Origin of the sequence: Pseudoroseicyclus aestuarii, from assembly GCF_003217255.1 — a bacterium.
Taxonomy (GTDB): Bacteria; Pseudomonadota; Alphaproteobacteria; order Rhodobacterales; family Rhodobacteraceae; genus Pseudoroseicyclus; species Pseudoroseicyclus aestuarii.
The window spans coordinates 543,611-563,679 of sequence record NZ_QJTE01000002.1; the positions used below are offsets into that span (position 1 = coordinate 543,611).

Here is a 20,069-nt window from a genome sequence, read left to right on the forward strand (position 1 = left end):
GGACCTGCGGCTGTTTCGGGCGCCCCCTTCTAGGGCGCCCGCAGGCCGAGGTACAATCACAGCGCCGAGGCGACGGCGAAAAACAGCACAGGCAGCAGCCCGGCATCCCGGTTCGAGCGGAACAGTCGCAGCAGACCGGCCGTATCGTCCGCGTCGAAGCGCGCCAGCTGCCATGTCATGTGCCAGCCCAGCGCCCAGGGCCCCGCCAGCGCCACCAGCAGCGACAGGATCGACCGCTCCTGCGCCGCAAGGACGACGGCGGTGCCCATCAGCAGCACCGTCAGCACGAGGAACCCGCGCAGCCAGCGCCTTGTGTTCTCGCCGAAGAGGCGGGCGGTGGATTTCACGCCGATCAGCGCGTCGTCCTCGGTGTCTTGATGGGCGTAGATCGTGTCGTAGAACAGCGTCCAGGCGATGCCCGCGAGGTACAGCAGCACCGGCGCCCAGCCCAGCGTGCCGGTCAGCGCCGCCCATGCCAGCAGCGCGCCCCAGTTGAAGGCGAGGCCGAGGAAGACCTGCGGCCACCAGGTGAAGCGCTTGGCAAAGGGATAGACGGCGACGGGCAGCAGCGACAGCACGCCAAGGCCAATGGCGGCCCAGCGGAAACTCAGCAGGATGGCGCAGGCCACCAGCGCCTGCACCGCCATCCACACCAGCGCGCCCTTCACGCTGACGGCGCCCGAGGGGATCGGGCGCGAGCGGGTGCGCGCCACCCGCCCGTCGATGTGCCGGTCGGTCACGTCGTTCCAGGTGCAGCCCGCGCCGCGCATCAGAAAGGCGCCGATCGCGCAGCCCGCCGCGATCCAGGCGCCCTGCCAGCCGAAGCGCCCAGCGCTCAGCGCCGCCAGCGCAAGGCCCCACCAGCAGGGCAGCAGCAGCAGCCATGTGCCGATCGGCCTGTCGGCCCGCGACAGCCGCAGGAAGGGCCGCGCCCACTGCGGCGCGCCGGTATCGACCCAGTTTCCGGTGACGGAATCCGAGACCCGCCCATGCGCGGGATCCCGATGCTCTGGCGCCGCGCCCCTGCCGGTCATATGGTCTGCCCCATGGCTGTTCCGAGGCTCTATCTAGATCACCCGCTGGCGCCGGGGCAAACCGTTCCTCTGGAACGGGCGCAGGCGCATTACCTCTCCTCCGTCATGCGGCTGGGGGCGGGGGCCGAAGTCCTCGTCTTCAATGGTCGCGACGGCGAGGTGCTTGCCCGCATCGAGGAGGCCGGCAAGCGCGGCGGATCGCTGCGCGTCGAGGCGGCGACGAAACCGCAGATGGCGCCGCCCGATCTCTGGCTGCTGTTCGCACCGATCAAGAAGGCGCGCACCGATTTCATCGTCGAGAAGGCGACAGAGATGGGCGCCGCGCGCATCCTGCCTGTACTGACCGATTACACCAATGCCGAGCGCGTGCGCACGGACCGGCTTCAAGCCCATGCCGTAGAGGCCGCCGAGCAATGCGGCGGCACCTATGTGCCGCAGGTGGCAGAGCCGGTGAAGCTGGGGGCCCTGCTGGATGGCTGGGACCCGGCGCGGCGGCTGATGTTCTGCGACGAGGCGCTGGTGGGCGCAGGCTCGGGCCTGCCCGCGCGGGCCGCCGCGCCGGGGCCATGGGCGATCCTGATCGGGCCCGAGGGCGGTTTCACCGAGGTCGAGCGCAAGCGCATGGCGGGCCTCGAGGCATCGGTGGCCGTCAGCCTCGGCCCGCGGATCCTGCGCGCCGATACCGCCGCCGTGGCGGCGATGACGCTGTGGCAGAGCGCGCTGGGGGACTGGTGATGACTGGCTCCCGGCTCTGGCCGGCGGATCGCGGCGACGTGCCGGCGCTGCGCGATTTCCTGCAGCGGCATGTGCTGACCTCGATGTTCCCGCTGTCGAACCTCGATGAGTTCGGGCTGGTCGTCGATATCGCCGACCACCCGCGCGCCACGCGGTTCTGGCTGGAGCAGGGGCCGGAGGGGCTGCGCGGCGTACTGGGGTTGACGGTGGCCGGCATGGCGATGCCGCAGATGCCCGGCGGCGACATGGGTGCCGCCGCCCGCGCGCTGGCGGGGCAGGAGGTCTTCGGCATCACCGGCGAAAGCGGGCAGGTCGCCGCTCTGGCGCAGGCGCTGGACGCCGGGACCCGCCCGCTGCGGATGAACGACGACGAGCCGCAGTATGCGCTGGATCTTGCGAATCTCGTGATTCCCGATGGAGACAGCCGCCTCGTGCCGCTGGACGAGACGCAGCGAGAGGTGGCGATTCAATGGCGCGCCGCCTACGAGCAGGAGGTGCTGGGCGAGACGGCCGAGCGCGCGCCAGGGGTCGCGGCGCGCGGCGTCGCCGAGTGGATCGCGGGCGGCAGCCACCGCGTGCTGCTGCAGGACGGAGAGCCGGTGGCGATGACCGGCTTCAACGCCGCGCTGCCCGACATCGTGCAGATCGGCGGCGTCTACACCCCGCCCGCCCTGCGCGGGCGGGGCCTCGCGCGGCGCGCCGTCGCACTGCATCTGGAGGAGGCGCGGGAAGCCGGGGTGCGCCGCGCGACGCTCTTCGCAAGCTCTGCCGCCGCGGCGCGCGCCTACGAGGCGATCGGCTTCCGGCAGGTCGGCCGTTTCACCATCCTTCTTTTCGCCCAGCCTTTCGTGGTGCCGGAGGCGGCGGATGGCTGAGTTCCTGAGGCCCGAGGCGCGCGCCGCCCTCTGGCGGGCGCGCGAGGCGATCGTTGCGCTGGTCGTGGCGGCGCTGGGCGGCTGGTGGGCCGCCGAAAGCTTCGGCGCCATGCGCTGGCTGGGGCTTGTCGTCTGCGCCGCCGGGCTGGTCGCGGCGGCGGCGGCGGTGCAGCGGCTGCGGGTGCCGCGCGGCGGGACGGGACCGGGCGTGGTGACGCTGGACGAGGGGCGGATCGCCTACATGGGGCCGCTGACCGGCGGCAGCATCGACCTCGCCTCGGTCGAGGTGCTGAAGCTGGATCGCGGCGCCACGCCGCCGCACTGGATCCTCGAAGGGCAGGGCGCGCGGCTGGAGGTGCCGGCCACGGCGCTGGGCGCCGAGGTGCTGCCCGACGGCTTCGCCCAGCTGCGCGGGTTTCGCCACGGCCAGATGATGGCGGCGCTGAACGACGCGGGCCGCGGGATGATCACCGTCTGGGACGGGCGCCGCGCCGCGCCGCAGGTTCCGCGCGACGGAACGCCGGGGGACCGCCGCCGCCTGCATTGACTTGCGGCCCTCGCATGGGCACCTGTGGCAAACCCGAAAACGGCGGGTGCAGCAGCGACGGAGCCAGACTGATGTCCATCCCCCAGACCGGCGGAGGCGCGATCGAGCGCCCCGAGCAGCTGGCCGAATATCTTGCCGCCGGCTGCAAGCCCGCCGAGGACTGGCGCATCGGCACCGAGCACGAGAAGTTCGGCTACGACAAGACCACGCTGCTGCCGCTGCCCTACGAGGGGCGCACCTCGATCCGCTCCATGCTCGAAGGGCTGCGGGACCGCCACGGCTGGGCCCCGGTGAGCGAGCAGGGCAACCTGATCGGCCTCGAGCGTGAGGGGGCGAACATCAGCCTCGAGCCCGGCGGCCAGCTGGAGCTGTCTGGCGCGCCGCTGGAGACGATCCACCAGACCTGCGATGAGGTGAACGGCCACCTGGCCGAGGTGAAGGACGTCGCCGATGCGATCGGCGCCGGCTTCATCGGCCTTGGCGCCGCGCCGATCTGGTCCGAGGATCAGACCCCGCTGATGCCCAAGGGCCGCTACAAGCTGATGGACCGCTACATGCGCGAGGTCGGGACCCACGGCACGCAGATGATGCGGCGCACCTGCACGGTGCAGGTGAACCTCGATTTCTCCTCCGAGGCGGACATGGTCAAGAAGCTGCGCGTGTCGCTGGCGCTGCAGCCGGTGGCCACCGCGCTCTTCGCCAATTCGCCCTTCTTCGACGGCAAGCCGAACGGTCTGAAAAGCTGGCGCAGCCGGATCTGGCGCGGGCTGGACGATGCCCGGACCGGGATGCTGCCCTTCGCCTTCGATGAGGGCATGGGCTTCCAGGCTTACGTCGACTGGGCGCTCGATGTGCCGATGTACTTCGTCTACCGCGAGGGGCGCTACATCGATGCCACCGGCCAGTCGTTCCGCGACTTCATGAAAGGCAAGCTGCCGGCCCTGCCGGGCGAGCTGCCGACGCTTTCGGACTGGGCCGATCACCTGACGACGGCCTTCCCGGAGGTCCGCGTCAAGAAGTTCATCGAGATGCGCGGCGCCGACGGCGGCCCCTGGCGGCGGCTCTGCGCGCTGCCCGCCTACTGGGTCGGGCTGCTTTACGACGGCGCGGCGCTGGATGCGGCTTGGGATCTGGTGAAGGGCTGGGACGCGGACACGCGCGAGGGGCTGCGCGTCGCAGCCTCCGAGCGGGCGCTGGAGGCCGAGGCGGGCGGGGTGAAGATGCTCGAAGTCGCCCGCGCCAGCGTCGAGATCGCCGAGGCGGGTTTGAAGGCCCGCGCGCGCGAGGGCGCCGGCGGGCTGATCGCCGACGAGACGCATTTCCTTTCGGCCCTGAAGGAGAGCGTCGAGACCGGGCAGACCCCGGCGGACGAGCTTCTGGCGCGCTATCACGGCGATTGGAACGGCGATCTGAGCCGGATCTACGGCGAATATTCCTACTGACGCCGCGCGGGGCCGCGGCGGCGGAGCGGGGGGCCAGCCCCCCGCACCCCCCGGAGTATTTGAGGAAACATGAAGGGGGCTAGCGCCCCTTGCCGGCGCGCGGCTCGGTGCCGTTCAGAAGGCGGCGGATGTTCGAGACGTGGCGGATGTAGATCAGCACCGCCAGGATCAGCGCCAGGAGCGCGATCTCGGGCCGGCCGAGCAGCAGCGCCCAGAGCGGGGCGAGGGCGGCGGCGATCAGTGCCGAAAGCGAGCTGATGCGCGTGGCGAAGAAACCGGCCGCCCAGGTGGCGCAGGCCAGCAGGCCCACCGGCCATGCCAGCGCCAGCAGCAGGCCGAGATGGGTCGCCACGCCCTTGCCGCCGCGAAAGCGCAGCCAGACCGGGAAGCAGTGCCCGAGGAAGGCGGCCGTGGCGGCGGCGTAACTGGCCGCTTCGCCGCCGAAGTGCCGCGCCAGGAGGACCGCCAGCGCGCCCTTGCCGCCGTCGAGCAGCAGCGTCGCGAGGCCGATGCTGCGCCCGCCGGTGCGGGCGACATTGGTGGCGCCGATATTGCCCGAGCCGGACTTGCGCGGATCGCCCTTGCCGGCGGCGATCATCAGGATCACGCCGAAGGGGATCGATCCCAGAAGGTAGCCGATGACGGCCCAGAGCGCGGCGGTCATGCCTCGCCCCCGTGCACGCGGCTGCCGCCGACCCAGGTGCCGAGGACGCGGCCCTGCATGCGGGCGCCGTCGAAGGGCGTGTTCACGGACTTCGACAGCAGCGTCCAGCGGTCGAGGACGAAGGGCGCATCCGGGTCGAAGAGCACGAGGTCGGCGGGCGCGCCGAGCGCGAGGCGTCCAGTCTCGAGGCCGAGGCGCCGCGAGGGGTTCAGCGACAGCGCGCGGAAGAGCTGCGGCAGGGTGAGGTCGCCGGCGTGGACGAGGCGCAGGGCGGCGGGGAGCAGCGTCTGCAGTCCCACGGCGCCAGAAGCGGCTTCTTCGAAGGGCAGGCGCTTGCTCTCTTCGTCCTGGGGCGTGTGCATCGAGCAGAGGATGTCGATCAGCCCGGAGGCCAGCGCCTCGACCACGGCCTTGCGGTCGTCCTCGGACCGGAGCGGCGGCTTGAGCTTGAAGAAGGTGCGGTAGTCCGCGACGTCGAGCTCGTTCAGCGTCAGGTGATGGATGCCGACGCCCGCGGTGATGTCGAGGCCGTTGCGCTTGGCCCGTTCGAGCGCGGGCAGGGCGCGGTCGGTGGTGATCTGGTCAACATGGTAGCGCGCGCCCGTCATCTCGATCAGGGCGATGTCGCGGTCGAGGCCCATGCGCTCGGCCATGGGGGTCACGGAGGGCAGCCCGCGCAGTGAGGCGAAGGGGCCCGAGGTCGCGCAGGCGCCGCGCGAGAGGCCCGGCTCCTGCACATGGCCGATCACCAGCGCCTTCATCGCCGCGGCATAGCCGAGCGCGCGGGAGAAGACGCGGGTATCGGTGACGACGTGGTCGCAATCGGAAAAGGCGACGGCGCCGGCATCCGAAAGCAGGCCCAGCTCCGTCATCTCGCGGCCCTCGCGGCCCTTGGTGAGGGCGGCCATGGGCAGCACCCGCACTGGCGCATCGGCCTGCGCGCGGCGATGGACGAATTCCAGCGTCTCGGGCGTGTCGATGGCGGGATCGGTGTCGGGGCGGGTGACGATGGTGGTCACGCCGCCGGCGGCGGCGGCGCGGCCGGCGCTGCGGAAGCTTTCCTTGTGCCGCTCGCCGGGTTCGGAGACCTTGACGCCAAGGTCCACGATACCGGGGGCAAGGCAGGCGCCGCGACAGTCGATGCTGCCCTCGGGCGCCGCGCCGGGGGAGAGGAGGGCGGCGATGCGCCCGTCCTCGATCAGCAGGCCGCCCGGACTTTCGGTGCCGGCCTCGGGGTCGATCAGGCGCAGGTTATGCAGGCTCGTTCGGGTCATGGTCCGCCGCTACCGGAAGGGGGCGCGCCGCGGGTCGCGGCGCGCTGGGGCCGGGGGCGGGGCCCCGGCCGGGCGATCAGCCGGCGAGGCCCTGGTCGATCTCGCGGCAGGCCTCGACGAGGCCCTTCACCGAGGCGACCGACTTGTCGAACATCGCCTGCTCGTCCTTGTTGAGCTTGATGTCCACGACGCGCTCGATCCCGCCGGCGCCGATTACCGTGGGCACGCCGACGTAGAAGCCGTCGAGCCCGAGCGCGCCCTTCACATAGGCGGCGCAGGGCAGGAGGCGCTTCTGGTCCTTGAGATAGGCCTCGGCCATCTCGATCGCGCTGGTCGCGGGGGCGTAGAAGGCGCTGCCGGTCTTCAGCAGGCCGACGATCTCGGCGCCGCCGTCGCGGGTGCGCTGGACGATGGCGTCGAGCTTGTCCTGCGTGGTCCAGCCCATCGAGACGAGGTCGGGCAGGGGAATGCCGCCGACGGTCGAATAGCGGGTCAGCGGCACCATGGTGTCGCCGTGGCCGCCGAGGACGAAGGCGGTGACGTCGCGCATGGAGACGTTGAACTCCAGCGACAGGAAGTGGCGGAAGCGCGCGGAATCGAGCACGCCCGCCATGCCGCAGACCTTTTCGTGCGGCAGGCCGGAGTATTCGCGCAGCGCCCAGACCATCGCGTCGAGCGGGTTGGTGATGCAGATGACGAAAGCGTCGGGGGCATTGGCCTTGATGCCCTCGCCGACGGCCTTCATGACCTTGAGGTTGATGCCGAGAAGGTCGTCGCGGCTCATGCCCGGCTTGCGCGGCACCCCGGCGGTGACGATGCAGACATCGGCGCCGGCGATATCGGCGTAATCGCTGGTGCCCTTCAGCTGCGCGTCGAAGCCTTCGGCCGGGCCGCTTTCGGCGATGTCCAGCGCCTTGCCCTGCGGCGTGCCTTCGGCGATGTCGAAGAGGACGATGTCGCCCAGCTCCTTGACCGCGGCGAGATGGGCGAGCGTGCCGCCGATCTGGCCGGCTCCGATGAGGGCAATCTTGGGTCTGGCCATGTCACAGGCTCCTGTCCGTTTTGCTGTCGCGTGGGTGCTAGGCGCCGCCGCGCCGTCGCGCAAGTCCGGTGATGAAGCGCGCCGGGGCCTGCGCGGGTTCCGCTACGGCATATCGGCACGAAAAGGCACATCCTCACGAACAAGCAGGGCGGCACGAAAAAGGCCGCCCCCGAAGGGACGGCCCGTTTGATGCAGGCGAGGCGTGACTTATTCGGTCACTTCCGTGTCGGTGACGGCGCCGGCATCCATGCTGCCGTCAACGGCGGCTGCTTCGGGCTCGTACCGGGGCAGGTTCTTCAGCTCGTCCTCGGTGGCACCGATGTAGACGCGGATGTCGGACCGGTCTTCGTCGGTGAGGATCTGCAGGTCGTCGAAGCTGACCGCGACCGGCTTTTCGCCGATGCCGAGGAAGCCGCCGACGTCGATCACCGCCTCGTCGATGCTGGAGTTATCGGCGGACATCACCAGATCGCCGATGTCGCCGACGTTCTCGTCGTCGAGGCCATAGACCGTGGCGCCGGTCAGCTCGTCGACGCTGAGCTCGCTGGCGTCGGTCAGGGCATAGCCCTCACGCTCGACCATCATGTCGGAGCCAGTCTGCGCTTCGGTGCCGTCGGCCATGGCGGTATCCTCGGCCATGCCGGTGTCACCGACCGCGGTCGTGTCTTCGGCCATGACATCCGCACCTTCCTCGGAGGTGGCGACGGCGTCATCGCTGGCGGCCATCGTGGTGTCTTCGCCGGTCAGGACGGCGTCCTGGCCATTATCGGCGCCGGCCATTGCGGTGTCGGTGGCCATGGCCCCTTCGCCGCCGGTGGTCGTGTCGGTCGCCATGGTGCCGTCCTCGGCCATGGGATCGGCCGGATCGGTGAAGGCGGGCGCCGCTTCAAGCGCCTCGGCGGTGGTGTTCACCACCATGTAGCGGACGCCGCTCTCGTCTTCGTAGGTCTGGATCTCGTCCATGGAGACGGCAACGCGCTTTTCGCCGATGCCGAGGAAGCCGCCGACGCCGACGATCACGGCACCCACTTCACCCTCGGGCGTCAGGACGATGTCGTTGATCTCGCCGATGTCGTCCCAGTCCTGCTGAGCGGCGTCGATCATGCCGTCGGTCTCGGCAACGGATTGGGCAGCATAGACGTCCATGCCCATCAGGTCGCTGGCGAAGAAGTCTTCGGCAGTGATCTCGACGTCGCCCAGGCCGTTGGTCGTGGCGGCGTCCTGTGCATAAGCAGTGGTGCCGAGGGCGAGGGCGGTTGCGGCGGTAGCGAGAAGGATTTTCATCTTGTGTCCTTTCGACTGATGTCCGGGTCAGACGTCGCCGACTGGCAACGTCCCCGGGTTGAAAGGACAACGCGCAAAGGCGCTTTCGGGTTCGCGATCACGCAAGCGTGACAGCGCCCCCGGCAGCGGCGTCAGGCCTGCGGGTCGGTGTTCGGAAGCGCCTCCTTGAGTTCCTCGAAGGCGACGCCGGCGGCGATCATGCAGGTCTGCCCGCCGGGCCGGGTCATGGTGATCGTCCATGTCCCGGTCTCGTCGGCGGCGAAGATCTCGATCACCGCATTGTCCTGCGCCAAAGCGACGGCGTGGCGGCTTTCGCCGTAGCGTTCGGCAAGGCGTGAGGTCATCTCCTGATGGTCGGAGCAGCGGCCTTGCCGCGCCGTCTCGGCGGTGGCGGGCGGCGCCGCGGCCAGGCAGGCGGCGACGAAGAGGGCGGTGCAGCAGGCTTGGCGTGACATCATGACGGGATCCCCGTGCTGAAGGCGCGGCTGGCGGCGCCGCAGAATGGGCGGACCTCTTGCCGTCTTCCCCTGCGGCCCGCGCCGACCCTTGTGCCACGGGCCCGGCAAAGACCGGGTTAAGGCGGCGCGCGTTGCGCGAGGCTTGCAATGCGCGGCGGGCCCGTCATGCTGACCTCGACCCGAAAGCGGCGCGAGGAGGCATCATGCCCGGTCTTGTCCTGGGGCTCCTGCTCTGGAGCCTGCCGCATATGTTCAAGCGCCTCGCCCCCAACGCGCGCGCCAAGCTGGGCGAGCCGGGCAAGGGGCTGGTGTCGCTTTGCCTGGTGCTGGGCATCGTCTGCATGACCCTCGGCTACAAGAGCTGGGCCTCACCGCAGCTGTGGTATCCGGCGCCATGGCTGACGGGGGTGAACAACCTGCTGGTGCTGGTGGCCGTCTACCTCTTTGCCTGTTCCGGCATGAAGACCCTGGTGGCGCGGCGCTGGCGGCATCCGCAGCTGACGGCGGTGATCCTCTGGGCCGTGGCGCACCTGCTGGTGAACGGGGATCTCGCCTCGGTCGTGCTGTTCGGCGGGCTGCTGCTCTGGGCGCTGGCCGAGATCGCCCTGATCGAGGCTGGCGGCCCGCGCGAGGCGGTGCCGCCGCCCGCCGGCCCCCGCAAGGAGATGATGGCGCTCCTGGGGGCTGTCGTGGTCTATGGCCTTATCGGTCTGGTCCACGGTTGGGTCGGGCCCTGGCCCTTCGGAGGATGAGATGAAGGCATACCGATTCCTGAGCGGCGACGACACGAGCGCCTTCTGCCACAAGGTGACCGAGGCGCTGAGCAAGGGCTGGGTGCTGCACGGCGACCCGACCTACGCCTTCGATGCGGCCAATGGCGTGATGCGCTGCGGACAGGCCGTCACCAAGGAGGTCGAGGGGCCCTACGATCCCGAGGTACGGCTGGGCCAGCTGTAAAGCTGTGATCACACCGATCCGGCGCGTGATCACATTCGCCAGTTCATCCGTATAGTGATGGCGTTTTCGCCCCTTCGCCCTTGCCCCGGCAGGGCTGAGGCGCGACAGTCGCGACCAACCGGGCCAGCCAGGGCGCCCGCGCCGCAGCAGGCGCCGCGCCCGCCCGCCGCAGGAGGAGCCGATCATGGCCGACATTCCCCGGGGCAACCGTCCCCTGTCGCCCTACATGCTGGGGCCATACTACCGGATCCAGCTTACATCGCTGACCTCGATCCTGACGCGGATCACCGGGAACGCGCTGATCGTCACCACCGCGCTCATCGCATGGTGGTTCGCGGCGCTCGTCTCGGGGCCCGAGGCCTACGCCACCGCGAACGGTGTGATCACAAGCTGGTTCGGCGATCTGGTGATGACCCTCTCGCTGCTGGGGCTGTGGTACCACACGCTCGCCGGCATCCGGCACCTGATCTGGGACAACCTCGCCATGCTCGAGGTGCCCAAGGCCGAGATGCTGGGCTGGGCCTGCCTGGGCGGCTCGGTGGTGCTGACCCTTCTGACGATCATCATCCTCTGAGGCTGGCCATGCATTTCATCACCGACCGCAAGCGCGCCACCGGCCTCGGGGCCTCGGGCTCCGGCACGACCCGGCACTGGCGCCTGACCGTCACCTCCGTCGCGCTGGTCGCGCTGGTGGTCTTCTTCGTCTTCAGCTTCGGCTTCGCGCTGGGCATGCCCTACGAGGAGGCCGCGGCCTTCTACGGCCGGCCCTTCCCGGCGATCGTCGCGCTGCTGACCTTCGTCGTGGGCATGTATCACTTCCGCCTCGGCAGCCAGGTGATGATCGAAGACTATGCCGGCGGCGCCACGCGTCACTGGCTGGTGATCGGCGCGATCTGCCTGGCCTACCTGCTGCTCGCCATCGGCGCGTTCTCGGTGATCGCGCTGGCCGTCCGGCCGCTGATCGTGCCCGCCGCGCCCCTCGTCCTTCCTGCCTGAGGTTCCCCATGGCCGCCTATGAATACGAGACCCATTCCTTCGACGTCGTCGTGGTCGGTGCCGGCGGTGCCGGGCTGCGCGCGACGCTTGGCATGGCCGAGCAGGGGCTGCGCACGGCCTGTGTGACCAAGGTCTTCCCGACCCGCTCCCATACCGTCGCGGCGCAGGGCGGCATCGCCGCCTCGCTGTCGAACATGGGGCCGGACCACTGGCAGTGGCACCTTTACGACACGGTGAAGGGATCCGACTGGCTGGGCGATACCGACGCGATGGAATACCTCGCGCGCGAGGCGCCCAAGGCAGTCTACGAGCTGGAGCATTACGGCGTTCCCTTCAGCCGCACCGAGGAGGGCAAGATCTACCAGCGGCCCTTCGGCGGCCATACGACGGAGTTCGGCGAAGGCGCCCCGGTGCAGCGCACCTGCGCCGCCGCCGACCGGACCGGCCACGCCATCCTGCACACGCTCTACGGCCAAAGCCTGAAGCAGAAGGCCGAGTTCTACATCGAGTATTTCGCCATCGACCTGCTGATGAGCGAGGATGGCCAATGCCAGGGCGTCCTCGCCTGGAAGCTGGACGACGGCACCCTGCACGTCTTCTCCGCCAAGATGGTCGTTCTGGCGACGGGCGGCTACGGCCGCGCCTACTTCAGCGCCACCTCGGCCCATACCTGCACCGGTGACGGCGGCGGCATGGTCGCCCGCGCCGGCCTTCCGCTGCAGGACATGGAGTTCGTGCAGTTCCACCCCACCGGCATCTACGGCGCCGGCTGCCTGATCACCGAGGGCGCCCGCGGCGAGGGCGGCTACCTGACGAACAAGGACGGGGAGCGCTTCATGGAGCGCTATGCCCCGACCTACAAGGATCTCGCCAGCCGCGACGTCGTCAGCCGCTGCATGACGATGGAAATTCGCGAGGGGCGCGGCGTCGGCGAGAACGGCGACCACATCCACCTGAACCTGTCGCACCTGCCGCCCGAGACGCTGCACGAGCGTCTGCCCGGCATCAGCGAATCGGCCCGCATTTTTGCCGGCGTCGATGTCACGAAAGAGCCGATCCCCGTGTTGCCGACCGTGCACTACAACATGGGCGGCATCCCGACGAACTACTGGGGCGAGGTTCTGAACCCGACCGCAGAGGATCCCGATGCCGTGGCGCCGGGCCTGATGGCCGTGGGCGAGGCCGGCTGCGCCTCGGTCCACGGGGCGAACCGCCTCGGCTCGAACAGCCTGATCGACCTCGTGGTCTTCGGCCGCGCCGCCGCGATCCGCGCCGGCAAGGTCGTCGATCCCGCGACCCCGGTGCCGGATGTGCCCAAGGCCTCGCTCCAGAAGGCGCTGGACCGCTTCGACCACTTCCGTCACGCCAGCGGCGGCACACCGACCGCCGCCCTGCGCGACGAGATGCAGCGCACCATGCAGCAGGACGCCGCCGTCTTCCGCACCGACAAGACGCTGGCCGAAGGCCTCGAGAAGATGACCGCCATCGCCGGCAAGGTGGGCGATCTGAAGGTCACCGACCGCTCGATGGTCTGGAACAGCGACCTGATGGAGACGCTGGAGCTGACCAACCTGATGCCCAACGCGCTGGCGACCATCGCCGGGGCCGAGGCGCGCAAGGAAAGCCGCGGCGCCCATGCGCATGAGGATCACCCGGAGCGTGACGACGCCGAATGGCGCAAGCACTCGCTCGCGCATGTCGACGGCGACAAGGTGACGCTGGACTACCGTCCCGTGCACCTCGATCCGCTGACGCAGGAGGCCGAGGGCGGCATCCCGCTGGCGCGGATCGCGCCGAAGAAGCGGGTCTACTGATGCGCGGCCCTGCCATCGGCGCCGTCCTCGCGGGCTGCCTTCTGGCGGGCTGCGCGCGGGCGCCGATGGATCCGATCTCGGCCGCGGACTACTGCGAGCAGCGCGCCCGCGCGGCGCAGGCCCCGACCGGCAGCGTCGCCGTCGGCGCCAGCAGCGGCGGCCGCGTCCGCAGCGGCGTCTCCATCGGCGTCAGCGCCGATCTTCTGAGCGGGCGCGACCCGACCACCGTCTACAATTCCTGCGTCTTCGAGCGCACCGGCCGGGCGCCGATCCGGCCCCCCAGCCTGCGCCCGTGAGGAAAGGAGCCGATCCATGGTTCAACTGAGACTTCCGAAGAACAGCCGCATCACCACCGGCAAGACATGGCCGCAGCCCGAGGGCGCGAGCCGGATTCGCAAGCTGCGGATCTACCGCTGGAGCCCCGAAGAGGGCGGCAACCCGCGGATGGACACCTACTTCATCGACCAGGACAAATGCGGGCCGATGGTCCTGGACGCGCTGATCAAGATCAAGAACGAGATCGATCCGACGCTGACCTTCCGCCGGTCCTGCCGCGAAGGGATCTGCGGGTCCTGCGCGATGAACATCGACGGGGTGAACACGCTGGCCTGCACCTGGGGTCTCGACCAGGTGAAGGGCGACGTGACGATCTACCCGCTGCCGCACATGCCCGTGGTCAAGGACCTGATCCCGGACCTGACGCACTTCTACGCCCAGCATGCCAGCATCAAGCCCTGGCTCGAGACCTCATCGAACACGCCGGCGAAGGAATGGCGCCAGTCCATCGAGGACCGGCGCAAGCTGGACGGGCTGTATGAATGCATCATGTGCGCCAGCTGCTCCACCGCCTGCCCGAGCTACTGGTGGAACGCCGACCGTTTCCTCGGGCCGGCCGCCCTGCTGCATGCCTGGCGCTGGATCGTCGACAGCCGGGACGAGGCGACGGGCGAGCGGCTGGACGACCTTGAGGATCCCTTCAAGCTGTATCGCTGCCATACGATCATGAATTGCGCCAAGACCTGCCCCAAGGGTCTGAACCCCTCGAAGGCGATCGCGCAGATCAAGCACAAGATGGTCGAGCGGCAGATGTAAGGGCCGGCGGGGGAGGGGGGCTGCCGCCCCCCGGCGCGCTGCGCGCGCCTCCCCCCGCGAGTATTTGAAGAAACATGAAGGGGCGCGCCCTCAGACGAAGGCGGCCTTCAGCGCGACCTCGACCATGGCCTCGAAGCTGCGTTCCCGATCCTCGGCGGGGAGGGCAGCGCCGGTGACGAGATGGTCGCTGACCGTCAGCACCGCCAGCGCCCGGGCGCCGTGGCGCGCGGCGAGGGTATAGAGCTCTGCCGCCTCCATCTCGACCCCGAGGATGCCGTGACGCATCAGCTGCTCGGTCAGGTCGCGGCGTTCGTCGTAGAAGGTGTCGGTGGAGTAGATGCCGCCGACGTGGACGGCCCCCGGCATCTGCTGCGCCGCCTGCCATGCTGCCTGCAGCAGGCCGAAATCGGCGCTGGGGGCGAAGTTGATCTCTCGCATGATGGCGCTGGAGGGGGTCGCGATGCTGGTTGCCGTCATCGCCAGGATCAGGTCGCGCAGGCCCACCTTCTCCTGCATGCCGCCGCAGGAGCCGATGCGGATGATCGTCTTCGCGCCGTAGTCCCGGATCAGCTCGTTCACGTAGATCGAGAGCGAGGCCATGCCCATGCCGCTGCCCTGGATCGTGACGCGCTGCCCCTGCCAGGTGCCGGTGTAGCCCGACATCCCGCGGGTGCGATTGACGAGGATCGGATCGGTCAGGAAGCGCTTGGCGGCCCATTCCGCGCGCAACGGATCGCCTGGCAGCAGCACCGTTTCGGCGATCTGACCGGGTTCGGCTGAAATGTGAACGGTCATGCCTGTCGCCTTGCGCCTGGTTTCCTGTTTATCTTTGCTAGCAAGCTGCTGCAGGAGGTCCAATGCGCAAGGCCATGTTTTTCGCCCTTCTGATCACGATGCCGCAGGCCGCGGCGGCGCAGACACAGACGGAGATCGACTTCGTCAAGGACATGTTTCGCCCGATGCAGCAGGACAGTTTCGCCAAGCGGCGCGAGTATTGCGGTGTGATCGGCTACGATGAAACCGGGGAGCTCGTGGCGACCGAGGCGGCGCCGGGGACGATCGATTCCTGCGACTTGACCTTTCCCGAGGATATCGCGGTCATCGCGAGCTATCACACGCATGGCTCTTTCGAGATCCCGTATTACAACGAGATGCCGAGCGAGATCGACATGCTCTCGGATCAGGCGATGCGGGTGAACGGCTGGATCGCGACGCCGGGCGGACGTCTATGGTATATCGACAGCCGCGCGATGATCGCGCGGCAGATTTGCGGTGTGGGCTGCCTGCCGATCGCCCCCGGCTTCTACAAGGCGCAGGCCGGGGACGTGGCCGAGGAATACAGCTACGACGAGCTGGTCGATCGATTGGGCCGCTGAGGCCTAGATCGCGAAATCCGAAATCGGACGGCCGGCGGATTCGGCCTCGACGATCCAGCGCGGTTTGCGGCCACGACCGGACCAGGTCTGATCGGGATCTTCGGGATTGCGGTACTTCGGCGGCGTCTTGCTGCCGGTTTTCTTGCGCGTCGCGCTCGTGCCGCCGGCGAGATCGGAAACGCTGTAACCGTATTCGGCCGCCGCTTTTTCCATCGCGGCAATCGCCCGTTTCCGGTCGCGATCAGCGGCGGTGGAAAGCGCCTTGTCGACGTCACGGCGCAGGGTCTCAAGCTCCTGGCGGGACAGTGCGTCCAGATCGATTTGCATGATCTTCACCCGTTTCTTCTATCTGCATTACGAATTGAAACGGCTATTGCAGAACAAAGTTCGCCGGGCAAGCGAAAACGGAATGGCATTGGGGCCGGGCCGGAGGCCGCCTCAGTTAAATTTCCGGAGAAATTGTCCGATATTGCCATCGCTCCAATTGTTCGCCGGGCGAACGATCGGCGTGAAAGCCGAGCGAATGACCTCGGACCATTCGTCCGTTGTGGCACCGGCGCGGGCGCAGGCGATGGACGGCCCCATCAGGTTCACACGGCGTTTTGCCGCCTCGCGCAGGGCGAGGAAATACTTTTGCAGGGCATTGCCGTCGCGGCCCGGGTCCGCGGGTTTTCCCATGGTGCTTACCGTTTCCCGGCGCGGGCCTTCGTCGCGCAGCAGCGCCTGCCTTTCGGCGGGAAGCCGCTCCATTATCTGGCGCACATCCTTTTCGGGAAAATTGCTGACGTCATGCAACTGGCTGCTGAATTGCAATTCGGCGTTGCGGCATAGAACGTGACGCAGCATCGCATTGAGCATGAGATCGGAACGATGATCGACATCGAGCAGATCGATGGTTGCGACCATCGAGCGATATTCCGTTGCCTTGCACCGGCGTTTCAATTCCTCGGCGAGGAGCACACCGGCCGCGAGCTGGCGCGCCGCGCCGGCCGGATCGGGGGCGAGGGTCATCATCCGCCAGCCGGGCATGGCCTGGGCACCCCAGTCCGCCGCCTCGGCCACGAGGCGCAGCTGCTCGCGGACCGGGCAGAAGCTGTGCCCGATGCGGCTGACCATCAGGCCGCGCTCGGAGGCGCCCTCGGCAGGCCGCGCCACGTGGTACAGCGCCAGCAGCCAGGGGGCGAGGGTGCCGCCGCAGATCACCGGCCGCGCGGTCCGCGGCGCGCCGGCCAGCAGATCCCGCATCTGGCCCAGGTCGTTGAGACCGCCTGGCAAGCCATCATGGCTGATGACGAAGCTGGGGCGGGGCTGGTCGGTGTCGGTCGGAATGTCAGTCATGGGCCGGTGCGGATATCCCGTCGTTGATGCGCGGCGCGGCAGACTGCCCGCGCCGTTCGCCGCCAATGGCAGCGCGCCCCGCGCGTATCTTGGGGCACCGGGCCGTTTTGGCAAGCCCTTCGGCCGCATCCTCTGGGCTGCGGCGCCGATTGCTGGCAGGATGGCCGCATGTCGCGTACCGTTTCCCTGCCGCTTTGGCTCTTCGGCCTGATCCTGCTCTTCGCGGCAGTGACCTTCGCATCGCACTTCCTCTTCCCGTCGGTCCGCTGGTTCTTCCGCAAGCGGATGGAGCGGGCGGTGGCCCGGCTGAACCGCCGTCTGGCACGCCCCATCGAGCCGTTCAAGCTGGCCCGGCGGCACGACATGATCCAGCGGCTGATCTACGACCCCTCCGTCGTCGAGGCGGCGCTGGAGCATGCGCGCAGCCAGGGCGTGCCCGAAAACGTGGCCTTCGAGCTGGCCCGCGACTACGCGCGCGAGATCGTGCCGGCCTTTTCCGCGACGGTCTATTTCACCTTCGGCATCCGGCTGGCCAAGGCGCTCTCGCGCCTGCTCTACCGCGTTCGCCTGGGCGAGCTGGACATGAAGCGGCTGGAGCGGATCGACCCCGAGGCCTCGGTCATCTTCGTGATGAACCACCGCAGCAACATGGATTACGTGCTGGTCACATGGCTGGCCTCGCGCACATCGGCGCTGAGCTACGCGGTGGGCGAATGGGCGCGGATCTGGCCGCTCTCCGCGATGATCCGCTCGATGGGGGCCTATTTCATCCGCCGCCGGGATCGCACGCATCTCTACCGGCGGGTGCTGGCGCGCTACGTCCAGCTGGCGACGGAAGGCGGCGTGACGCAGGCCTTCTTCCCCGAAGGCGGGCTCAGCCTGACGGGCCGGCAGGCGGAGCCGCGGCTGGGCCTTTTGAACTACATCGTCTCGGGCGCGAGCGAGCGGCGCGACGTGATCTTCGTGCCGGTCGCGATCAACTACGACCGGGTGCTCGAGGATCGGGTCCTGATCGCCGCCGGCGCGCTGGGGCAGCGGCGGTTCAGGGCGCCGATCCGGCCGCTGCTGCGGGGAACGGTCTTCTACCTCTGGCGGCGGGTCACCGGGCGGCTGACCGGCTTTGGCACCGCCTCGGTCGCCTTCGGCACGCCCCTGTCGCTGGCGCAGTTCCGCGCCGGCCACGGCGGAGAGACCACTGCCGCGCTGGCCGAGGAGTTGATGCGCCGCGTCGCCGAGACGGTGCCGGTGCTCCCGGTGCCGCTGGTCTGCTGGCTTTTGCTGGAGCGGCAGCCCCGGACCGAGGCGGTGCTTCTGGAGGAGGTCGGGGCCGCGCTGGACCGGCTGACGGGGCTTGGCGTTCAGGTGCCGCGCCGCGACACGGGAGAGGTTATGGCCGATGCGCTGCGCATCCTGCGCCGGCGGCGGCTGGTTGCGCCGTCCAGCCTGTCCCTTTCGGAAGAGGGCATCCCGCTGCTGCGCTACTATGCCAACAGCATCGCCCATCATTTCGAGGCGCCGGCCCTGCCGGCCCCGACGCTGCGGCCCGAGCAGGTGCTTTAGATCGCGCCCGGCGCCTCTTCACGCGCCAGCTCCAGCGGGGCGGCGGGCGCCTTCAGATCGTCCACCCCCAGCGGCACCGAGGGCCGCGCAAGGCGGTTGCGCACGACCCAGCGCAGTTCACGCTCGGCGCGGGTGACGGCGACATAGGCAAGGCGCTTCCACAGCGGCTGCCCGGCCTCGACCCGCCCGGTGCGCGCCGCGACGAAGAGGTCGGGGGCAAAGACCTGCACCGTGTCCCACTGGCTGCCCTGCGCCTTGTGGATCGTCACGGCGGCGCCATGCAGGAAGGTCGCGCCCATGCGGGCGGCATAGGGGATGAAGGGCTCTGCATCGCCCTCCTGCTCGATCCGCACGATGGACGAGACGCTGACCTGCGGCTCCTCGGCGCCGACCATCCAGAGCTTCGAGAAGCCGGGCCGCCGCCCGGGGCCCATGTAGATCGCCTGCGCGCCCTTGATCAGGCCCCGCGCCTCGAGATCCAGCCGCTTCTTGCGCTGCTTCAGCGGCAGCTCGATCCCGTCGCAGATCAGCGGCTCTCCGGGCAGCAGGTCGTCGACCGGCGCGCCGTAGGCATTGCGGAAGGCGTGGATCAGCCGGATGCGGGTCGCGTTGCGCCAGACAAGGACCGGGCTGCGCGCCATCAGATCGGCCTCGACCCGCTGCGCCATGACCACGCGCTCGTCGCGGGCGGCGGCCTCTTCGACCATGCGCTCGAAATCGGCGAACTCGAGGTCAGGATCGGCGAGGGCATGGGCCAGGTCGAGGATCGGGTTGCCGGCATCCTGCCGGTGGATGCGCGTCAGCTCCATCCGCTGATCCTCGGGCAGGGTCTCGAAGACCATTCCGCCCGAGGATTGCACCGGGGGCAGCTGCGCGGGATCGCCGAAAAGCAGCAGGGTGGGGAAGATCTCGCGCAGATCCTCGAGCTGGCGCGCGTCGAGCATCGAGCTTTCGTCGACGAAGCCGATGTCGAGCGGATCCTCGCGCCGTTTCCAGCCGGTGATGAAATCCGATCCGCGCAGACCCGCGGCGGCCAGCGCCGCCGGCACCGATTCGTGCTTGGCGAAGCTGTCCTTCGCGCGGTCGAGCAGCGCGTCCTCCAGCCCCTCGATGCTGGGCCGCTCCCCCTCGCCGGTCAGCCATTCGGCGATCTTCTCGTACTGCGGATCGTAGACCGGGGTGTAGAGGATGCGGTGGATCGTCGTCGCGGGCACCCCGCGCGTGCGCAGCACGCTGGCGGCCTTGTTCGTGGGCGCCAGCACGGCAAGGGAGCGCCGCTCGCGCTTGCGCTTGCTCTCCCAGTCGCCGGTGATCATCTCGGCGCCCGCATCGCGCAGGGCGCGGGTCAGCTGCGCCAGCAGCATGGTCTTGCCCGAGCCCGCCTTGCCCGTGACGGCAAAGACCGAGGCCGTTCGCGTCGCCTCGTCCTTTTCCGAGGTCAGGAGGTCGGCGTTGTCGATATCGAGGCCGGCATCCGACAGCAGGGCGCTGACGCGATCCCAGGCCTCGGCCTGATCGGGAGAGAATGTCGGAAGCGGCGCTGTCATGACCGGCACAGTAGCGGTCGGGGCGGGCAGGGGC

General features: G+C 69.3%; 23 protein-coding genes. 13 read left to right on the top strand and 10 right to left on the bottom strand.

What is annotated here, in order from left to right; translation table 11 throughout:
* Window positions 1-56: 56 nt before the first annotated feature.
* Entirely contained in the window at window positions 57-1,034 is a 978-nt protein-coding gene (gene ubiA / locus DFP88_RS07395) for a 4-hydroxybenzoate octaprenyltransferase (RefSeq protein WP_110813805.1), read from the bottom strand.
* Between the two features lie 12 nt (window positions 1,035-1,046).
* On the opposite strand from ubiA, the gene DFP88_RS07400 reads away from it, so the two are divergent.
* From DFP88_RS07400 to DFP88_RS07415, 4 genes are all read left to right on the top strand, one after another.
* The gene (locus DFP88_RS07400; protein ID WP_110814184.1) at window positions 1,047-1,769 is read left to right on the top strand and encodes a 16S rRNA (uracil(1498)-N(3))-methyltransferase; all 723 of its coding nucleotides are present in this window, start codon (window positions 1,047-1,049) and stop codon (window positions 1,767-1,769) included.
* The gene (locus DFP88_RS07405; RefSeq protein WP_110813806.1) at window positions 1,769-2,644 is read left to right on the top strand and encodes a GNAT family N-acetyltransferase; all 876 of its coding nucleotides are present in this window, start codon (window positions 1,769-1,771) and stop codon (window positions 2,642-2,644) included. Before DFP88_RS07400 ends, DFP88_RS07405 begins: the two co-directional genes overlap by 1 nt.
* The gene (locus tag DFP88_RS07410; protein ID WP_146227442.1) at window positions 2,637-3,191 is read left to right on the top strand and encodes a hypothetical protein; all 555 of its coding nucleotides are present in this window, start codon (window positions 2,637-2,639) and stop codon (window positions 3,189-3,191) included. Before DFP88_RS07405 ends, DFP88_RS07410 begins: the two co-directional genes overlap by 8 nt.
* Window positions 3,192-3,262: 71 nt before the next feature.
* Window positions 3,263-4,633, top strand: a complete 1,371-nt coding sequence (locus DFP88_RS07415) for a glutamate--cysteine ligase (protein ID WP_110813807.1) — start codon at window positions 3,263-3,265, stop codon at window positions 4,631-4,633.
* A gap of 79 nt (window positions 4,634-4,712) precedes the next feature.
* Here DFP88_RS07415 and plsY read toward each other — a convergent pair whose 3' ends face one another.
* The 5 genes from plsY to DFP88_RS07440 form a co-directional block, all read right to left on the bottom strand.
* Window positions 4,713-5,297, bottom strand: a complete 585-nt coding sequence (gene plsY, locus DFP88_RS07420) for a glycerol-3-phosphate 1-O-acyltransferase PlsY (protein ID WP_110813808.1) — start codon at window positions 5,295-5,297, stop codon at window positions 4,713-4,715.
* Window positions 5,294-6,571 carry a dihydroorotase gene (gene pyrC, locus DFP88_RS07425; protein WP_110813809.1) on the bottom strand — a complete coding sequence of 426 codons (1,278 nt, stop codon included), beginning with the start codon at window positions 6,569-6,571 and terminating at the stop codon, window positions 5,294-5,296. The genes plsY and pyrC overlap by 4 nt, the downstream gene beginning before the upstream one ends.
* A 76-nt stretch (window positions 6,572-6,647) precedes the next feature.
* Window positions 6,648-7,613 carry a malate dehydrogenase gene (mdh, locus tag DFP88_RS07430; RefSeq protein ID WP_110813810.1) on the bottom strand — a complete coding sequence of 322 codons (966 nt, stop codon included), beginning with the start codon at window positions 7,611-7,613 and terminating at the stop codon, window positions 6,648-6,650.
* Between the two features lie 207 nt (window positions 7,614-7,820).
* Entirely contained in the window at window positions 7,821-8,897 is a 1,077-nt protein-coding gene (locus DFP88_RS07435) for a PRC-barrel domain-containing protein (protein ID WP_110813811.1), read from the bottom strand.
* Window positions 8,898-9,028: 131 nt separating this feature from the next.
* Window positions 9,029-9,355 carry a hypothetical protein gene (locus DFP88_RS07440; RefSeq protein ID WP_245904729.1) on the bottom strand — a complete coding sequence of 109 codons (327 nt, stop codon included), beginning with the start codon at window positions 9,353-9,355 and terminating at the stop codon, window positions 9,029-9,031.
* A 203-nt stretch (window positions 9,356-9,558) separates the two neighbouring features.
* On the opposite strand from DFP88_RS07440, the gene DFP88_RS07445 reads away from it, so the two are divergent.
* The 7 genes from DFP88_RS07445 to DFP88_RS07475 all read left to right on the top strand — a co-directional run bounded on the left by DFP88_RS07445 (window position 9,559) and on the right by DFP88_RS07475 (window position 14,214).
* A complete protein-coding gene (locus DFP88_RS07445) occupies window positions 9,559-10,107 on the top strand; it encodes an NnrU family protein (protein ID WP_110813812.1) in 549 nt (182 codons plus the stop codon).
* A gap of 1 nt (window position 10,108) precedes the next feature.
* Window positions 10,109-10,312, top strand: coding sequence for a DUF1737 domain-containing protein (locus tag DFP88_RS07450; RefSeq protein WP_110813813.1), 204 nt, complete (start codon window positions 10,109-10,111; stop codon window positions 10,310-10,312).
* Between the two features lie 184 nt (window positions 10,313-10,496).
* Complete coding sequence (gene sdhC / locus DFP88_RS07455) at window positions 10,497-10,886, top strand: succinate dehydrogenase, cytochrome b556 subunit (protein WP_110813814.1); 390 nt, start codon at window positions 10,497-10,499, stop codon at window positions 10,884-10,886.
* An 8-nt stretch (window positions 10,887-10,894) separates the two neighbouring features.
* Window positions 10,895-11,308: a succinate dehydrogenase, hydrophobic membrane anchor protein gene (gene sdhD / locus DFP88_RS07460; RefSeq protein ID WP_110813815.1), complete on the top strand. Its 414-nt coding sequence runs from the start codon at window positions 10,895-10,897 to the stop codon at window positions 11,306-11,308.
* 8 nt (window positions 11,309-11,316) lie between these two features.
* Entirely contained in the window at window positions 11,317-13,122 is a 1,806-nt protein-coding gene (sdhA, locus tag DFP88_RS07465; protein WP_110813816.1) for a succinate dehydrogenase flavoprotein subunit, read from the top strand.
* On the top strand, window positions 13,122-13,418 hold the full coding sequence (locus DFP88_RS07470; protein WP_110813817.1) for a hypothetical protein: 297 nt from the start codon (window positions 13,122-13,124) through the stop codon (window positions 13,416-13,418). Before sdhA ends, DFP88_RS07470 begins: the two co-directional genes overlap by 1 nt.
* Before the next feature lie 16 nt (window positions 13,419-13,434).
* Window positions 13,435-14,214 carry a succinate dehydrogenase iron-sulfur subunit gene (locus DFP88_RS07475; RefSeq protein ID WP_110813818.1) on the top strand — a complete coding sequence of 260 codons (780 nt, stop codon included), beginning with the start codon at window positions 13,435-13,437 and terminating at the stop codon, window positions 14,212-14,214.
* Between the two features lie 90 nt (window positions 14,215-14,304).
* Here DFP88_RS07475 and deoD read toward each other — a convergent pair whose 3' ends face one another.
* Complete coding sequence (gene deoD, locus DFP88_RS07480; protein ID WP_110813819.1) at window positions 14,305-15,009, bottom strand: purine-nucleoside phosphorylase; 705 nt, start codon at window positions 15,007-15,009, stop codon at window positions 14,305-14,307.
* A gap of 74 nt (window positions 15,010-15,083) precedes the next feature.
* Here deoD and DFP88_RS07485 point away from each other — a divergent pair, with 74 nt between their 5' ends.
* Window positions 15,084-15,590, top strand: a complete 507-nt coding sequence (locus tag DFP88_RS07485; RefSeq protein WP_245904730.1) for a DUF4329 domain-containing protein — start codon at window positions 15,084-15,086, stop codon at window positions 15,588-15,590.
* A gap of 3 nt (window positions 15,591-15,593) precedes the next feature.
* Here the strand turns inward: DFP88_RS07485 and DFP88_RS07490 are convergent, their stop codons facing one another.
* Complete coding sequence (locus DFP88_RS07490; RefSeq protein ID WP_110814186.1) at window positions 15,594-15,917, bottom strand: H-NS histone family protein; 324 nt, start codon at window positions 15,915-15,917, stop codon at window positions 15,594-15,596.
* 111 nt (window positions 15,918-16,028) lie between these two features.
* Window positions 16,029-16,928 (bottom strand): hypothetical protein, encoded by a 900-nt coding sequence (locus DFP88_RS07495; RefSeq protein WP_110813821.1) that lies wholly within the window; start codon window positions 16,926-16,928, stop codon window positions 16,029-16,031.
* A gap of 168 nt (window positions 16,929-17,096) precedes the next feature.
* On the opposite strand from DFP88_RS07495, the gene DFP88_RS07500 reads away from it, so the two are divergent.
* Entirely contained in the window at window positions 17,097-18,488 is a 1,392-nt protein-coding gene (locus tag DFP88_RS07500; RefSeq protein WP_110813822.1) for a 1-acyl-sn-glycerol-3-phosphate acyltransferase, read from the top strand.
* Here the strand turns inward: DFP88_RS07500 and DFP88_RS07505 are convergent.
* Complete coding sequence (locus DFP88_RS07505) at window positions 18,485-20,035, bottom strand: ATP-dependent DNA helicase (RefSeq protein WP_110814187.1); 1,551 nt, start codon at window positions 20,033-20,035, stop codon at window positions 18,485-18,487. The two genes, DFP88_RS07500 and DFP88_RS07505, sit on opposite strands and share 4 nt — an antisense overlap.
* Between the last annotated feature and the right edge of the window lie 34 nt (window positions 20,036-20,069).

Coding starts and splice junctions, on each gene's coding strand:
- pyrC (WP_110813809.1), bottom strand. CDS start 6,571: ATGACCCGAACGAGCCTGCATAACCTGCGCCTGATCGACCCCGAGGCC.
- DFP88_RS07435 (WP_110813811.1), bottom strand. CDS start 8,897: ATGAAAATCCTTCTCGCTACCGCCGCAACCGCCCTCGCCCTCGGCACC.
- DFP88_RS07450 (WP_110813813.1), top strand. CDS start 10,109: ATGAAGGCATACCGATTCCTGAGCGGCGACGACACGAGCGCCTTCTGC.
- DFP88_RS07495 (WP_110813821.1), bottom strand. CDS start 16,928: ATGACTGACATTCCGACCGACACCGACCAGCCCCGCCCCAGCTTCGTC.
- ubiA (WP_110813805.1), bottom strand. CDS start 1,034: ATGACCGGCAGGGGCGCGGCGCCAGAGCATCGGGATCCCGCGCATGGG.
- mdh (WP_110813810.1), bottom strand. CDS start 7,613: ATGGCCAGACCCAAGATTGCCCTCATCGGAGCCGGCCAGATCGGCGGC.
- DFP88_RS07400 (WP_110814184.1), top strand. CDS start 1,047: ATGGCTGTTCCGAGGCTCTATCTAGATCACCCGCTGGCGCCGGGGCAA.
- DFP88_RS07505 (WP_110814187.1), bottom strand. CDS start 20,035: ATGACAGCGCCGCTTCCGACATTCTCTCCCGATCAGGCCGAGGCCTGG.
- plsY (WP_110813808.1), bottom strand. CDS start 5,297: ATGACCGCCGCGCTCTGGGCCGTCATCGGCTACCTTCTGGGATCGATC.
- sdhA (WP_110813816.1), top strand. CDS start 11,317: ATGGCCGCCTATGAATACGAGACCCATTCCTTCGACGTCGTCGTGGTC.
- DFP88_RS07415 (WP_110813807.1), top strand. CDS start 3,263: ATGTCCATCCCCCAGACCGGCGGAGGCGCGATCGAGCGCCCCGAGCAG.
- DFP88_RS07445 (WP_110813812.1), top strand. CDS start 9,559: ATGCCCGGTCTTGTCCTGGGGCTCCTGCTCTGGAGCCTGCCGCATATG.
- DFP88_RS07475 (WP_110813818.1), top strand. CDS start 13,435: ATGGTTCAACTGAGACTTCCGAAGAACAGCCGCATCACCACCGGCAAG.
- sdhD (WP_110813815.1), top strand. CDS start 10,895: ATGCATTTCATCACCGACCGCAAGCGCGCCACCGGCCTCGGGGCCTCG.
- DFP88_RS07470 (WP_110813817.1), top strand. CDS start 13,122: ATGCGCGGCCCTGCCATCGGCGCCGTCCTCGCGGGCTGCCTTCTGGCG.
- DFP88_RS07405 (WP_110813806.1), top strand. CDS start 1,769: ATGACTGGCTCCCGGCTCTGGCCGGCGGATCGCGGCGACGTGCCGGCG.
- DFP88_RS07440 (WP_245904729.1), bottom strand. CDS start 9,355: ATGATGTCACGCCAAGCCTGCTGCACCGCCCTCTTCGTCGCCGCCTGC.
- DFP88_RS07410 (WP_146227442.1), top strand. CDS start 2,637: ATGGCTGAGTTCCTGAGGCCCGAGGCGCGCGCCGCCCTCTGGCGGGCG.
- DFP88_RS07485 (WP_245904730.1), top strand. CDS start 15,084: ATGTTTTTCGCCCTTCTGATCACGATGCCGCAGGCCGCGGCGGCGCAG.
- deoD (WP_110813819.1), bottom strand. CDS start 15,009: ATGACCGTTCACATTTCAGCCGAACCCGGTCAGATCGCCGAAACGGTG.
- DFP88_RS07500 (WP_110813822.1), top strand. CDS start 17,097: ATGTCGCGTACCGTTTCCCTGCCGCTTTGGCTCTTCGGCCTGATCCTG.
- sdhC (WP_110813814.1), top strand. CDS start 10,497: ATGGCCGACATTCCCCGGGGCAACCGTCCCCTGTCGCCCTACATGCTG.
- DFP88_RS07490 (WP_110814186.1), bottom strand. CDS start 15,917: ATGCAAATCGATCTGGACGCACTGTCCCGCCAGGAGCTTGAGACCCTG.